Below are 14,733 nucleotides of genomic sequence, written 5' to 3' on the forward strand. Positions count from 1 at the left end.
CTCCACATCAATAATCGTCCCTAAGCGATGAAGCTACAGGCAATAGACATATTACCACAATTCCGGCAATAAATCCATTATTATACAAATTTATCCCGGCAGTTATGCTGCTCAGGTTCAGTGCAATGCACATATGGATAAATCCAGCCAGTATACCCCACACAGGACCGTAATATCCAGAAAACGGCGCAAGGGCCGTACCAAAAAGAATTATAACCATGAGAGTATTCGAATTGTGAGGCCATATATTGAGCATGGATCCCAGCACCGCGCCCACAGTTATGGGAATCACGTTCCTAAGATTAAGTCCAAATCCCGCAAAGCCTACGATAGTGAATATTCCCGCCGTAAAAGGCCCATTCAGCGAACCTGCCCATATCAGCGTGAACACCGTGTATACTATCCCAACAATTCCCATGTTGATTAGCGGTATGTGCTTTCCATAAAGCACGAAGAAATCCGTAACCAGACGTCCCGTCTCCTCATTGAGCTCCACGAGAGTCCTTGAGGATTCGTCCTTTTTTATGAATCCTACGAATATCATGCACAGCATAACGAATATTATCGCTACGGCAAGCTCATTGGTATAATTTGAGGACCATACCTCCCTGTTCTTGAGCTCCACTCCAAAAGACCTGAACATCGAAACAAATACTATCGCTATGAACCCGCTTGCAAATCCCGAATTCGTAAGTATGAATCCCTCATGCATCTTCACGCAGTGAGATGCTATAGGAGGCATCACGAATCCCAGCATTACCCCCGAGAACGCAGACAGTATCATGGCAGACACGGTAGGGCCATCAATCAGCACGAAGATCTGATTGACCGCAGGCGCAAGGCTCGTGCTCAGAAGCGCTATGACTATGTAGTTACGAAAAGGCTGCCGCTTTCTCCTCGAATACATATAAGCTCCCGTAAGTATCGGCCATATATTCAGCAGGTTCTTTCCAAAAAAACCAAACCCGAACACGCAGAAAAGCGCAAGATATATGGAGCCATTGGGCTTCATGTCCAGCTTCATGACTATTGCGGTGCATATTATGCCCAGAAGCCCCGCATTGATGAATGTCGCAGCTATGCCGCCTACCTCCAGATAGTCAGATACAAGAACCGACGGATCGGTCATTATGCTGTAGAGTCCTCTCACAATCTCGCCCGGAGGCTGAAGAAACATTCCACATACAATAAAATATGAAAACAGAAGGATTATCCATAAGTAATAATACAGCAGTCTTCTTTTTTTCATAAAACTCCTTTCTTAATATTATAAAGCCCTTTATATAAAGGTAACCTCGACAAGGCAGCACTGCCACCAAATCAAGGTTTACCACATAAAGCCAGAGCAAAAATTATTTTGTTCCGAATATCCTGTCGCCTGCATCTCCAAGGCCAGGAACTATATAGCAATGTTCGTCAAGCTTTTCGTCACACGCGGCAAGGTAGATATCCACGTCCGGATGATGCTCCTGTATGAAGCTTACTCCCTCAGGGCATCCTACAAGGCATATGAGTATTATCTTCTTAGCGCCCTTCTCCTTGAGCATGGTTATCGCAGCCTCAGCTGAGCCCCCTGTGGCAAGCATAGGATCAACTACGAATATATCTCTGTCCGCAAGGTCCTGTGGAAGCTTGCAGAAATACTCTACAGGCTTGTGAGTCTCAGGATCTCTGTAAAGACCTATATGTCCTACCTTTGCAGCCGGTATCAGCTCAAGTATTCCCTCAACCATTCCAAGTCCTGCTCTCAGTATCGGCACAACCGCAAGCTTTTTGCCAGCTATTATCTTTCCAGTCATCTTTGTAACCGGAGTCTCAATTTCAACATCCTCAAGAGGAAGATCTCTGGTGATCTCATATACCATGAGGGTTCCGACTTCCTTTACAAGCTCTCTGAAAGAAAGTGATCCTGTGTTCTTGTCCCTCATCATAGTAAGCTTATGCTGGATAAGCGGGTGATCGAAAATTACAACCTTTGACATAGTTCTCTCCTATTCTTCTATCTCCATTATCTTTGATACCCTGATCGCATGTCTTCCGCCTTCAAATTCGGCATTCAGGAACGCATCCACTATGTCCATAGCAAGTCCCGGCCCTACCGTTCTCTCTCCAAGAGCTATCATCTGGCAGTTGTTGTGCATCTTTGCCATCCTTGCAGAGAAAGTATCAGATACGTTTGCGCATCTTATACCCTTAACCTTGTTCGCAGCAAGAGATATACCTATTCCAGTACCGCAGATAGCGATTCCGTACTGTACCTCGCCCCTGGCTACCGCCTCTGCAAGGATTTTTCCATAATCAGGATAATCCACAGACTCCGTAGAATCAGTGCCGAAATCAGTAACCTCAATTCCTCTTGCCTGAAGATGAAGCTTTATCTTCTCCTTCAGATTGATACCACCGTGGTCAGAGCTCACTCCAATTTTCATATTTACCTCCACTATTTCTATATATTTGATGAAGCTTTCACAAGCCTGTTCATTACCGCACAGGCAAGCTCGTCTCCGCTGAAAAACTCGCTTATTATGAGCTTAACGCCCATGTCATCCATCATGCGAAGGCTGGTGAACAGATTCCTCGCAATCTCGCTGCTGTCCTCTCCAAGGATATATGCATGGTCTCCATAAAGAGGTGCATTCTCCTCGATGCAAAAGACCATTATGTCTCCATCTTCGTACACATGCTTTCCATTCTCAGAAAGCAGCTCCAGATATTCTTTCATTATATCTATCGCACTCCTGCCCGGCTCTTCCACAATCACCCTGGCCTTTGGGCTGTAATGCCTGTACTTCATTCCAGGCGACCTTGCCGGCCTTTCGCAGTGATTTCCCGTGATCTCATAGAGCTTTTTATCCAGAAACTCGCGCTTTGCAGAGTCTCCCTGAGAAATCACATCAAAAATATCATTCTGGCTTATCTTTCCCGGCCTCAGCACCACAGGCACTTCCTCAGTCATGTCTACCACGGTTGATTCTATGCCTATCTCAGAGTTCTCGCCTATTATTATCATGTCCACGCTGTCTGCAAACTCATCGAGAACATATCTGCTGCTTGTTATCGAAGGCCTTCCGGATATGTTAGCAGATGGAGCCGCTACAGGAACACCCGCAGCCTCTATTAGCTTCAGCGCCGCCTTGTGTCCTGGCATCCTCACTGCTACGGTATCCAGCCCTCCGGTCGTTGCCAGAGGAACTATATCCTTCTTTCGAAATATCATGGTAAGCGGCCCCGGCCAGAATGCATCCATGAGCATGAGTGCATCGCTGCCGATGTCCTCAGCTATGTCATACAGCATGTCAACCCTTGATATGTGAACGATGAGAGGATTGTCAGACGGCCTTCCCTTTGCCAGGTATATCTTTCTTGCCGCGTCAGGAGAAAGCGCATTGGCTCCAAGCCCGTACACCGTCTCAGTAGGAAATACGACCGTGCCGCCTTCCCTGAGTATCCTTCCTGCCTCGAGCAGATGCTTCATTTCCGATTCCGATGAGCCTTCAGCTGAGACTCTTGCTACTTTGGCACACATTTTCTTCACCTTTTTATATAGACTGCATTTTGTCAGTCTGGTCAGTAGTTATGAGCGCATCTATCATCTCATCCATGTCCCCGTTCACAAACTGCTCCAGCTTGTAAAGCGTCATGTTTATCCTGTGATCGCTCACTCTTCCCTGAGGATAGTTGTATGTCCTTATCCTCTCAGATCTGTCTCCCGTTCCAACCTGGCTCTTTCTCTCCTGAGCCATAGCCTTCTGAGATTTTTCAAGCTCGATGTCATACAGCTTTGCTCTCAGGATCTTGAATGCCTTCTCCTTGTTCTTGAGCTGGGATTTTTCATCCTGCATCGAGATCACTATGCCTGTAGGCGCATGCGTAAGCCTTACCGCCGAGTCAGTCGTATTTACCGACTGGCCTCCGTTTCCGGATGACCTGAACACGTCGACTCTTACATCATTCATGTTCAGCTCTACTTCTACATCCTCAACTTCAGGAAGCACTGCAACCGTAGCCGTAGAAGTGTGTATTCTTCCACTCGACTCAGTATCAGGTACTCTTTGGACCCTGTGCACTCCCGACTCGAACTTGAGCCTTGAGTATGCGCCTTTTCCATTTATCATGAATACGACTTCCTTGTAGCCGCCTATTCCCGTTTCATTCGAAGAAAGGAGCTCTACCTTCCATCTCCTTGCTGAAGCATACATGGAATACATCCTGAACAGTACTCCCGCAAAAAGCGCCGCCTCATCTCCGCCTGCGCCTCCTCTTATCTCCACGATGACGTTCTTGTCATCATTAGGATCCTTTGGAAGCATCAGTATCTTCATTTCACTCTGTATGGTTTCCATGTCAGCTTCCTTTTCAGAAAGCTCCATTTTTGCAAGCTCACGAAACTCCTCATCGCTCGATGTATCAAGAATTTCCTTCGCCGCCTCTATATCTTCCTTTGTCTGTTTGTACTCCCTGTACTTGCTCACGATAGGCTCCAGGTCCGAAACCTCCTTCATGAGCTTCTGCCATGTAGACTGGTCCGAAATTATCTCCGGGTCAGCCACTCTCATGTTCAGATCCTCAAATTTTTCTTCAAGTACTCCTAATTTATCAAACATATTAACCTCTCTCCTGTATATATATACTTTATCTTTTATTTTTATACTTCATCCTGAAATCCGCCTGCATGCCGCCAGGGCCGCTACCTGAACCCTGTGACCACTCTGTCGAGTCCGGCAAGGTCCTTACGTATCTCAACATCTCTGTATCCTCTTTTTTTCATAAGCTCACTTACCTCCTCTCCCTGGTCAAATCCGATTTCAAATGCCACAAAGCCTCCAGGCCTTATCATGTCATATCCCCGATCTGTTATCTGCCTGTAAAAATAAAGACCGTCATCCATTCCGTCAAGAGCGCTGTGAGGCTCGAAATCCTTCACGTCGCTCATCAGGGTGTCGATGACATCCGTTTTTATATACGGTGGATTGGAAACAATAAAATCATACAGGTCCGCATGGTTGTCTGCATCATACAGCCTCAGCGATTCTATGTTCTGAAATATATCTGAATATATGACGCTCAGCCTTTTGCTTATGCTGACGTGTTCTCCCTGCATTTCCATTATCTGCTCATCCGCATATGCTGCATTTTTTCTTGCCAGCTCAATTGCGACTTCATTTACGTCTCCCGCAACCATGCTGAGCACCGAAAAATGCCTGAGCAGCGATATCGAGATTATCCCGGTGCCAACGCCGATTTCTATTCCGTAGAGGCTCTCCGGCTTTTGTGATCCGGTCTTTTCTTCCTGCGCTTCAAGCTTTTCGATCACAGTCTCTACCAGGACTTCAGTGTCAGATCTTGGTATGAGCACGCCCTGCTCACAGTAAAAATCCAGCCCCATGAAATCACGGTGTCCAAGCACATATGCCATGGGCATGGTCGATCTCCTGAGCTCAAGCAGCCTGACAATCTCTTCATAAAGCTGCTGCCCTATGCCCTGGTCTGGATTAAGCATTATGTGAATCCGGTCAAAGCCGGTTACTTCCCTTATTATCAGATCCGTCTCCATCGCAGCTGCGCCGTAGTCAAGCCCCATCTCCTGAAGCAGCTCCCGTCCAAGCTCCGCCGCCTCTCCAAGCGAAAATCCGTTATCAACCGACAAATCCTGCACCGCCTTTATATAAGAGTCTCTGGATCAACGACCTCAGCCGTAGTCGCAAATTCCCTCTTGATTATCCCTTCATCCTCAAGCACGGCCTTAAGCGATGCAATCGCTACCTCTATCTGTGAGTCATCCGGTTCCTTCGTTGTTATCTTCTGCATCATCAGTCCCGGCCACACCATGGCTCTGGTGAACCCGTTCTGATGCTTGCCTGCAAACCTTATTATTTCGTATGATATCCCTGCCATGAGCGGGAATACAGCTATCTTGACAAGGCTTCTCAGCCATACGTTTCTTATTCCTACAAAGCTGAATATTGCTATCGATATCGCGATTACCACGAACATGAAGTTGGTTCCGCATCTCGGATGAAGCCTTCCCATCTTCTTAACGTTCTCCAAATTCAGCTCAAGACCCTGCTCATATGCAAATATGCTCTTGTGCTCTGCTCCATGGTACTGAAATACCCTCTTTATGTCCTTCATCTGGGACATCAGCAGAAGATAGCCTACGAATATGGACAGCTTGAGCGCGCCCTCTCTGAGAGCAACTGTAAAAGTCCTGTCCGTCGCGACTCCCTTTCCTATTACCGTAGGAAGCACTATGAACAGCCCAACGGCAATTATAACAGAAAGTACTATCGACACCAGGTTTATCACGTCATCGAGCCTGTCCCCGAATACCTTTCTCAGCCATCTGTCAAACTTTGACTCCTCTTCTTCATCAAATCCCTCTGCATATAGGTTGGCAGAATACGTGAGGTCTTTTCCTCCCTCTACCATGGATTCTACAAGCATGAACATTCCTCTGACAAAGGGAAGCTTCTTTATGCTCCCATCTTTTGGAACAGAGAGCTTTTCACGCTTCACCTCTATCGTACCGTCGCTTTTCCTTACCGCTATGGCCTTGCTTGAGCCACATTTCATCATGACTCCCTCTATAAGGGCCTGACCACCGGCAGGAATCCTTGCTTTATCCTTCAAATACATCAATTATTCTCCTATCAAAAGTATAGTCAAATGTTTTTAAGTGCATTTATTATACACCATTTAAAACCAATATATCTTATTAAACCTCCACACTAATTTACATTTCTCTGCATTTGCTTTTTTCAAATGTTTTTGTGGAGAGTTAATATTGATGGCATTTAATTCAGGGTACATGGCTGTTACATATCCTGTATAACTTACTCCTTTAGTGTCTGTATATTCCGCATAATCCCTGTGCCTGAATCCGCATACTTCTTCTTTAAGTTTTGATTTGCAGCGCCTGTTGATTGTTTTTATCGTCCAGTCCTTAATACCGCACTTTCTTTCATTGACTTCAAGGCCTGCAATGCATATGGCATCATTGGCGTGGGTCTTTTCTATATTCCAGTCGATTCTTTTGTTTGCAGTATCTGAACCAAAAGTAAATTCCACATGAAATTGTTTAGATAATTCTTTTCTAAGCCAATTCTTGCCTTGCATAACATGCTGGGCATAATCAAACCTTATGTTTTTGCCATCTATCATCCCCTGATATTTATTGATGAACTGTTCTTCCCTGCCTTTAGTTTCATCGTGACATTTAGAACAGAGTGTTATCAAATTTCCCAGGTTGTTTTTGCCGTTTGATCGCTTTGGAACAATATGATGTACCTCTAATTTAGTGTTTGATCTGCTGCATTCCATACATTTGCACTTATCTCTGAGAATAACAGCTTTTCTTATATTTTCATCTAATCTGTTTGACTGCTGATACTGCCATTTATACAGTTTACAACCTTCGGTCAATGCTCTGATATCTATGGCTACGTCTTCTATTACGACCTTTGATATATTTATATACTTATTAAGGCTGTTTAATACCCTGACGATAGCCTGTTTTTTCTGTAATATGCTGGGAGCTGCTCTGTTGATTCTTTTACTGGCAGATCTATTGTCAAATCTCGCTTTCCTGTATCGTTTATTGCTTCTTTTATATCTCCTGTAGCCACGTCTTATTTCCATTTTTTGTTTTACATCTTGCCTGTGCTCCAAAGTTCCTTTGAAAACCGGTTTATTCCCTGTGCTGCACCTCTGAACGATTGCAATGCCTGTATAAATACTTCCTGTATCTATACCACATGAAAATTCAGATTTGTCTGTGTCTTCATCTTTAACTACTTTTTTAAGCTTTATTGCCATGGGATATCTGGAAACCAGTTCTGCTTTTTGCCTTCTGATTAATCTCCATCCATTATTAACATTTGTAGGCGAAAGCTTTTTGTTGTCTTTGTCTAACACAAAACAATATTCGGTCATTTCTAACCACTCTCACTTTCGTGGGATTTTTCTGCTTGCCAATGACAGTATGGTGCTCATGTATTTCGGTGTTTGACTTCACCCAATTAGAAGTCGGTCATCCTTTGTACTCTTAGAGCTTCAGACTGCAAATCACATCTGAAGGTAAGTCTTCAGCATTCATACAATCGTAGTTCATCATACAGCATGTTTTCACAGTGCAGTATTCACTTAGGCTTGAAACCTGACATTAAGTCATATACTAACAGGGTATTATGGGACTGTGAGTATATTTGTACATATCTATATACAAATTTATATAGATATAACTACTTAATGTTTAGTCCTATCTGATGGCATTTGCGGCATCTTGCCTCATAGCTCTCAGTCGCACCTACGAGTATGACAGGATCATCATATCTGGCCGGCTTTCCGTCTATTATCCTCTGGGTCCTTGTGGCAGGGTCTCCGCATTTTACACATACCGCCTGAAGCTTGTCCACAAACTCTGCTCTCGCAAGAAGCTCCGGTATAACTCCAAATGGCACTGCCTTAAAATCCATATCCAGCCCAGCACATATGACTCTTATACCCATGTCTGCAAGTTTTATTACTATGTCGACTATTCCCTGCTCAAAAAACTGAACCTCGTCAAATCCTGCAACCTGAGTATCTTCGGTTATAAAATCCCATATCGTATCCAGCTTGTTTACAGCCACCGCCTGAAGAGCTATCCCGCTGTGAGAAACCACATCTGCAGCGCTGTATCTGTCATCTATCGAAGGCTTGAAAACTATAACATCCTGTTTTGCGATCTTTGCCCTGGTAAGCCTTCTTATCAGTTCCTCGCTTTTGCCCGAATACATTGGTCCTACTACCATCTCTATATATCCGTGTCCTCTGGGTCTGTACATATATATTTATCCTCCAAGTCATACTTCTACCACTTTATTATATCAGATTGTATATGAGAAATAAACCAGAAATTGAATCCGCGCAAAAAAAAGACACCGGATTGACTCCCGTGTCCATTTCATGCTATTAGCCTCTGTTGAATTTTTTGTTGAATTTCTCAACTCTTCCGCCTTTTTCTATACTCTTGTTCTGACCTGTATAGAAAGGATGGCACTGTGAACAAGTCTCTACACGTATCTCGTCCTTTGTAGATCCAGCTGTAAATGTATATCCACAAGCACAGTGTACTTGAACTTCGTTATACTTTGGATGAATTCCCTGTTTCATTTTTTTCACCTCTCCTCACATAAAATCATAATTTAACTTGTATATTATAACATACTATATTTATTAGTTCAAGTCAAAAAACACTTTCTTTATTGACCCGTTTTTTTACTATTTCATGGCTTTTGTTACCGCATCCATGAATTCTCTGTTGTTCTTCGTATTCTTCATGACAGATATCACGTCCTCTGCCACTTCCTGAAGAGTCTTGTTGGAGAAGTATTTTCTGAGCGTAACCATTGTGTCCATCTCCTGCGCAGAAAGCAGCAGCTCCTCTTTTCTCGTGCCAGACTTGAATATGTCGATCGCAGGATATATCCTTCTTTCGGCAAGCTTTCTGTCAAGATGCAGCTCCATGTTTCCGGTTCCTTTGAACTCCTCGAATATCATGTCGTCCATCCTCGAGCCGGTGTCCACGAGCGCAGTGGCTATTATCGTAAGCGAGCCGCCCTCTCTCATGTTCCTCGCCGAACCAAAGAACTTCTTTGGCCCGTACAGAGCTCCGGGATCCAGTCCTCCCGAAAGAGTCCTTCCCGTAGGAGTTATCGTCAGGTTGTATGCCCTCGAAAGCCTGGTGATACTGTCCATAAGTATTACGACATCCCTGCCGTGCTCGACCAGGCATTTTGCCCTTGCGAGCACCATCTCGGCCACCTTTATGTGATTAGAAGGTTCCTGATCGAATGTGGAAGCTATGACATCGCTGTCCACATACTCCTTTATGTCAGTTACCTCTTCCGGCCTCTCGTCGACAAGAAGCACGATCAGCTCGACATCAGGATTATTCTTCTCTATGGCCTTTGCTATTTTCTTTATAAGAGTAGTCTTCCCAGCCTTTGGCGGCGCGACTATCATGCCTCTCTGGCCTTTTCCTATTGGCGCCATGATATCTATTATCCTGGTCGCAATATTTTCCGGCTCAGCCTCAAGCACAAGCCTCTCCTTCGGATATACCGGAGTAAGCCTGTCAAAATCCCTTCGGTTTGCGGCAGTCTCGGGCTTGATGTCATTTATTGACTTTACATAAAGCACCGCCCTGAACCTCTCGTTGTTCTTCGGCTCCCTCGTTATTCCGCATACCTTGTCCCCAGTCTTCATGTTAAATCTTCTTATCTGCGCCGGGCTGATGTAGACATCATTCTCCGTTGACTGATAGTTCTCCCCACGCAAAAACCCAAACCCGTCAGGAAGTATCTCGAGCACCCCTTCAGCAATCTGCGCATTCTCATCATTTATCATGTCCTGGTATTCTTCTTTTGTATATAAATCAACTCTTTCCGGCTTCATCCACTATTCCTTTACGAATCATCAAAATTCCAGCCCCTCATTATTTTTCAGGAACGTACCAATGATCTCCATGATACGGCTGACTCCCCCCGGCACGTCCGATTCCACATTGAGCGGCATTACCGGCTCATGCAGCGACATCCTCAGAAGGCACCATCCATCCCCGGTCCTGACCTTTATCCCCTCGTGGTTTGGAAACACCACCTCAAGTCCCTCAGTAGCTTCGGCAAATGCCTCAAAATCCCTGATCACCTTTTTTCCATACTCCGCAAAGTCTCCTGCAGTTATCCTGATGCGATACTCCATGCTCTCTGCGCTCTGCTTAAGGTCTGCTATAAGGCTCTGTATCTTCCTTCCTTCCTGGTTAAGCCTCGATACCTCCGTGAGTATCTTTGCTATAAGGTATGCCCCGTCATCCAGGAAGTAATTTTCTTCAAGCGCAGCGTGGCCTGATGTCTCAATAGCCAGATAGGACTTTTCGCTTCCCTCAGCGTTTATGCGTTTTGCTTCATTTATTACGTTCTTGTACCCTCTTTTGAATCTGTGATGCACCCCTCCACGGGATGCTATGAACTCGCTCAGCCCGTTAGATGTGACTGAGTCCGTGACTATCACAGAGCCCGGATGCTCTCTGAGAACTATATCAGAGATCAGCGCTATAAGAGAGTTCCTGTTTATCTCGCTCCCGTCGTCACCGACAATGGCAGCTCTGTCTACATCTGTGTCGAATATTATTCCCAGATCGGCGCCCTGCCTTATAACGGCCTCCGACAGGGACTTCATGGCCGCAGAGTCCTCAGGATTAGGGGCATGGTTTGGGAACATGCCATCCGGCTCCAGAAACTGGCTTCCCGTATAATCCGCGCCAAGGCTGGACAGCACCTTAGTGGCAAAGAAACCACCGGCCCCATTTCCAGCATCGACTATTATATTCAGACCCTCAAGAGGCTTGCTCATCCCGGTATCCTTCATTATCTTGTATACGAGGAACCTCGAATAATCCTCTGTCAGGTTTGCCTCGGTCGTCCTTCCGGAAATCTCGTTCATCTCGACAGCCGGATCTACTTCAGATGCATGTTTAAGGATTTCAGTTATGTCAGCTTTTTCAGCGCCGCCTCTTTTTGTAAATATCTTCATTCCATTATGGAAATATGGAAGATGGCTTGCAGTTATCATAACCGCAGCCGTACAGCTGTAGCTCTCCATGACTGTGGTCATGAACATCGCAGGCGTCGTAGCCATATTACAGTCAATTACATTTACCCCGCAGCTCTCAAAAGTCCTGATAATCTCAGATTTAATCTTTGGACCAGATATCCTCGAATCCATCCCTACAGCAATCCTGAACTTGTCACAGGAATTGTTCTCACAGCCCTCAAGCCACTTAAGCATCCCCAAAGCTATGGCCCTTACAGCCTCCTCCGTGAGATTTACCTCATGACTGCCATTTTCAACTGCGATTCCCCTGATATCAGTTCCATTCTGTAATTTCAAAAATTTTGACAGCATTTTATCAAGTTCCCTTTCTTATCTGTTACCGTAAGCCTTCATGAGCTTTCTGAGTATTTCATTCTTATCGAGCTTGTGAGTAGCCTCAACAAAACGGATAGTGCCGCTCTTTGATCTCATGACTACAGAATGAGTCGTAGCCATGTTGTCTCCTGTGTAAACCACGCCTCTGAGGAAATCTCCAGAAGTGACTCCTGTCGCCGCAAAGAATATCTCATCTCCAGATACCAGATCCTCGAGCGTAAGGACCTTGTTTATATCCTCATCGCTGAATCCCATCTCGTGACATCTTTCCACTTCCTGCTCGCTCATCGGGCACAGCCTTCCCTGCATGTCCCCGCCAAGTATCTTGACAGCAGCTGCAGCAATTACACCCTCAGGCGCTCCACCCATTCCAAACATTATATCCACTCCGGTATTTTCAAAGCATGCCGCAATACCTGCTGCTATGTCTCCTTCATTGAATACCTTTATCCTTGCTCCCGCTTCTCTTATCTCATCTACTATTCCCTGATGGCGCTCTCTGTCAAGAAGCGTAGCAGTTATTGCATCCACAGGCTTGCCAAGTGCTTTAGCCACGGCGTGAAGATTTTCTGATACGGATTTTGTAAGGTCTATACAGCCCTTGGCCTTTGGTCCCACTATGATCTTCTCCATATAAGTGTCCGGAGCCTTGAGCATGCAGCCCTGATTTGCCATCGCAATTACAGCTATTGCATTTGGAAGACCTTTTGCTATCAGAGAAGTTCCGTCAAGCGGGTCTACCGCTATGTCAAAGCTTGGTCCAAATCCGCTTCCTACCTTTTCTCCAACATAAAGCATCGGCGCCTCGTCAAGTTCACCTTCACCTATTACGATTTCGCCTCTTATATTTACACTCTCAAAGGCCATCCTCATACCTTCAACTGCGGCGCCGTCAGCACCATTCTTGTCTCCTCTGCCCATGAATTTCGCAGAAGCAAGTGCTGCTGTTTCAGTTACCCTGACAAGTTCCAAAGCTAAATTACGATCATCCATCAATAAGTCCTCCCAAAAATATATAAAATTGTAAAGTTAAAAACGAAATTTGCTTCCTCCGGTCATAAAACCCGGCAGCTTATGATATTAATAATAGTAGGAAACCTTTGTCGCTTCTATTACGTCAATTCCCTCGTATCCTGTAACTATGACCTTCTGGTCTTCCTCAAGATCTCTGATGTACTGCGCCTTTCCAGTAATATAATCATATATGTCTGTGCCTGAATCCATCATTACCTTCTTTGTCTTGCCATCAGAGCCCTTCATCATGAAATAATCGTCTCTGGTATTTATGTCCTCTATGGTTCCTATAAAAACCTCACCCTTGGTCTGGCTGTACAGCGTAAGATCCAGTATCTCATTGCTGTTTGCGTATACATCAGCCTCATAACCTATCTTTATGTCAGATACGCTCGCCCTCGAATTCTTCATGTATATCACAGAAGAGCTGGAAAGATTCATCTTTCTAATCTCACCGTCTTCATCCATAAAGGTTAGCACCGCGCTGCTGTTTGAATTTATGGTCACTCCCTTTATAACTACATCCTTGAGAGTACGCTTGACGCTGTCTGCATCGATCTGAGTCACGATGGATTTCTCTATCTTTATCTCAGCATCATCGCCTGAGGCAAGATCCGATACCGAAGCATCCTTCCCATTCTTCTCAACATCAGCCTTTGAAGCGATGTCATACTTCTCAGTTTTTCCATTTGAGAGCTTTATCTCTATAGAGGAAGAAGTAACTTCTATTATCTCTCCGCTTACAGTCTTGTTTATATCGAGCCTGCTCACAGCCTCGACACCCTTTACGGTAGTACTGTCAGTATAAAGCTTTACGGTATATCCGACCTTTACATCCTCGGGCTTGGCGCTCTTTCCATCCACTGATATCACGACGCCGCTCGCCTTGTTCGAAAAGCTCAGTATGTTTCCTTTTGAATCTTCAATTGACACTACCATATTACTATCGTCAAGTCCGACGTATTTGATAATACCTTCGACTATAACTCCACTCGGCATTATTACCTTGTCAGAGCCCGGATCAGGAGTCACAGGATCTTTCGTTCCCGGATTTACATTGCCGGAATCATCCTTTGCTCTCTCACTGCTCGGATATGATATCGAAAGCATCTTCGCAGTCTCGCCTCTTGTCACGGATTTGTTAGGGAAGAATTCTCCCGTAGTCGCAACTATGCCTTTTCTGCCAAGAAGCTCGATGTATGAAACCGCCTGCTTTATTATAGTGCTCGCATCCTTGTATTTCACTACTGCAGCATTGCTGAGCTGAGTCTCCCAGTTGAGAGCCCTTACAAGATAGACGCAGAACTCATATCTCAGAGCGTCCTTCTGCTTCTTTGTGGAAGAGTCTATGAACTCTTTCAGATAAGCCTCGCCAAACCAGCTGTTCTCAAGCGCGAAGACTATCGCTGGCCTTCCATACTCCGGAATGCCGTAAGTATTCAGCTTTGTTGTCCATTTTGCCTTGTTGTCCGCATAAGTATCCTTTATTATGTCTGCCGGATAGAGCCTTGACATGAACACTATCGCATCCACCCTCGAAACCGGGCTGTTTGGCCTGAATGTACCGTCAGAATATCCGCTCACGAGACCTTTTTCAGCTATATCCTTGATGTATACCGCACTCCAGTGAGGCGCACCCTTGCTGTTAACTAGATCGCTGAAGCTCACTGCATAAGATGTGACAGTGCTTCCGAGCACCATAAAGGCCACAAGCAGACTCAGTACTGATCTTTTCATATAATACCTCCT

Annotated in this window: 13 protein-coding genes and 1 pseudogene; all 14 read right to left on the reverse strand. The window is 45.2% G+C overall.

The features are described 5' to 3' along the window. Positions 1–7: 7 nt before the first annotated feature. The 14 genes and pseudogenes from AC4PGZ_RS09945 to AC4PGZ_RS10010 all read right to left on the reverse strand — a co-directional run bounded on the left by AC4PGZ_RS09945 (position 8) and on the right by AC4PGZ_RS10010 (position 14,721). Positions 8–1,249 (reverse strand): DUF1576 domain-containing protein, encoded by a 1,242-nt coding sequence (locus tag AC4PGZ_RS09945; RefSeq protein WP_492158466.1) that lies wholly within the window; start codon positions 1,247–1,249, stop codon positions 8–10. Positions 1,250–1,352: 103 nt separating this feature from the next. Then, complete coding sequence (upp, locus tag AC4PGZ_RS09950; RefSeq protein WP_492158467.1) at positions 1,353–1,982, reverse strand: uracil phosphoribosyltransferase; 630 nt, start codon at positions 1,980–1,982, stop codon at positions 1,353–1,355. A gap of 9 nt (positions 1,983–1,991) precedes the next feature. Then, positions 1,992–2,429, reverse strand: coding sequence for a ribose 5-phosphate isomerase B (rpiB, locus tag AC4PGZ_RS09955; protein ID WP_492158468.1), 438 nt, complete (start codon positions 2,427–2,429; stop codon positions 1,992–1,994). A 17-nt stretch (positions 2,430–2,446) separates the two neighbouring features. Next, a complete protein-coding gene (locus AC4PGZ_RS09960; RefSeq protein WP_492158469.1) occupies positions 2,447–3,526 on the reverse strand; it encodes an L-threonylcarbamoyladenylate synthase in 1,080 nt (359 codons plus the stop codon). A gap of 13 nt (positions 3,527–3,539) precedes the next feature. After that, complete coding sequence (gene prfA, locus AC4PGZ_RS09965) at positions 3,540–4,604, reverse strand: peptide chain release factor 1 (protein WP_492158470.1); 1,065 nt, start codon at positions 4,602–4,604, stop codon at positions 3,540–3,542. 83 nt (positions 4,605–4,687) lie between these two features. Then, positions 4,688–5,647: a peptide chain release factor N(5)-glutamine methyltransferase gene (gene prmC, locus AC4PGZ_RS09970; RefSeq protein ID WP_492158471.1), complete on the reverse strand. Its 960-nt coding sequence runs from the start codon at positions 5,645–5,647 to the stop codon at positions 4,688–4,690. Positions 5,648–5,661: 14 nt separating this feature from the next. Then, entirely contained in the window at positions 5,662–6,636 is a 975-nt protein-coding gene (locus AC4PGZ_RS09975; RefSeq protein WP_492158472.1) for a DUF1385 domain-containing protein, read from the reverse strand. Between the two features lie 60 nt (positions 6,637–6,696). Beyond that, positions 6,697–7,932, reverse strand: coding sequence for an RNA-guided endonuclease IscB (gene iscB / locus AC4PGZ_RS09980; protein WP_492158473.1), 1,236 nt, complete (start codon positions 7,930–7,932; stop codon positions 6,697–6,699). 308 nt (positions 7,933–8,240) lie between these two features. Further along, a complete protein-coding gene (locus AC4PGZ_RS09985) occupies positions 8,241–8,825 on the reverse strand; it encodes a thymidine kinase (RefSeq protein WP_492158474.1) in 585 nt (194 codons plus the stop codon). Between the two features lie 127 nt (positions 8,826–8,952). Continuing rightward, positions 8,953–9,153 (reverse strand): 50S ribosomal protein L31, encoded by a 201-nt coding sequence (gene rpmE, locus AC4PGZ_RS09990; RefSeq protein WP_492158475.1) that lies wholly within the window; start codon positions 9,151–9,153, stop codon positions 8,953–8,955. A 108-nt stretch (positions 9,154–9,261) separates the two neighbouring features. After that, a pseudogene (gene rho, locus AC4PGZ_RS09995) lies at positions 9,262–10,431 on the reverse strand (transcription termination factor Rho); the annotation flags it as partial. A 27-nt stretch (positions 10,432–10,458) separates the two neighbouring features. Beyond that, entirely contained in the window at positions 10,459–11,946 is a 1,488-nt protein-coding gene (locus AC4PGZ_RS10000) for a phosphohexomutase domain-containing protein (RefSeq protein ID WP_492158476.1), read from the reverse strand. 18 nt (positions 11,947–11,964) lie between these two features. Further along, positions 11,965–12,963: a class II fructose-bisphosphatase gene (glpX, locus tag AC4PGZ_RS10005; RefSeq protein ID WP_492158477.1), complete on the reverse strand. Its 999-nt coding sequence runs from the start codon at positions 12,961–12,963 to the stop codon at positions 11,965–11,967. Between the two features lie 87 nt (positions 12,964–13,050). Continuing rightward, entirely contained in the window at positions 13,051–14,721 is a 1,671-nt protein-coding gene (locus tag AC4PGZ_RS10010; protein WP_492158478.1) for an S-layer homology domain-containing protein, read from the reverse strand. Positions 14,722–14,733 lie beyond the last annotated feature (12 nt).

It is taken from the genome of Proteocatella sp. QWL-06, from assembly GCF_058684135.1.

What these genes read in the sequence shown, in the direction of transcription:
- AC4PGZ_RS09945 (WP_492158466.1), bottom strand. Translation starts at nt 1,249, where the DNA reads ATGAAAAAAAGAAGACTGCTGTATTATTACTTATGGATAATCCTTCTG.
- rpmE (WP_492158475.1), bottom strand. Translation starts at nt 9,153, where the DNA reads ATGAAACAGGGAATTCATCCAAAGTATAACGAAGTTCAAGTACACTGT.
- AC4PGZ_RS09985 (WP_492158474.1), bottom strand. Translation starts at nt 8,825, where the DNA reads ATGTACAGACCCAGAGGACACGGATATATAGAGATGGTAGTAGGACCA.
- upp (WP_492158467.1), bottom strand. Translation starts at nt 1,982, where the DNA reads ATGTCAAAGGTTGTAATTTTCGATCACCCGCTTATCCAGCATAAGCTT.
- AC4PGZ_RS09975 (WP_492158472.1), bottom strand. Translation starts at nt 6,636, where the DNA reads ATGTATTTGAAGGATAAAGCAAGGATTCCTGCCGGTGGTCAGGCCCTT.
- glpX (WP_492158477.1), bottom strand. Translation starts at nt 12,963, where the DNA reads ATGGATGATCGTAATTTAGCTTTGGAACTTGTCAGGGTAACTGAAACA.
- AC4PGZ_RS10010 (WP_492158478.1), bottom strand. Translation starts at nt 14,721, where the DNA reads ATGAAAAGATCAGTACTGAGTCTGCTTGTGGCCTTTATGGTGCTCGGA.
- iscB (WP_492158473.1), bottom strand. Translation starts at nt 7,932, where the DNA reads ATGACCGAATATTGTTTTGTGTTAGACAAAGACAACAAAAAGCTTTCG.
- rpiB (WP_492158468.1), bottom strand. Translation starts at nt 2,429, where the DNA reads ATGAAAATTGGAGTGAGCTCTGACCACGGTGGTATCAATCTGAAGGAG.
- AC4PGZ_RS10000 (WP_492158476.1), bottom strand. Translation starts at nt 11,946, where the DNA reads ATGCTGTCAAAATTTTTGAAATTACAGAATGGAACTGATATCAGGGGA.
- AC4PGZ_RS09960 (WP_492158469.1), bottom strand. Translation starts at nt 3,526, where the DNA reads ATGTGTGCCAAAGTAGCAAGAGTCTCAGCTGAAGGCTCATCGGAATCG.
- prfA (WP_492158470.1), bottom strand. Translation starts at nt 4,604, where the DNA reads ATGTTTGATAAATTAGGAGTACTTGAAGAAAAATTTGAGGATCTGAAC.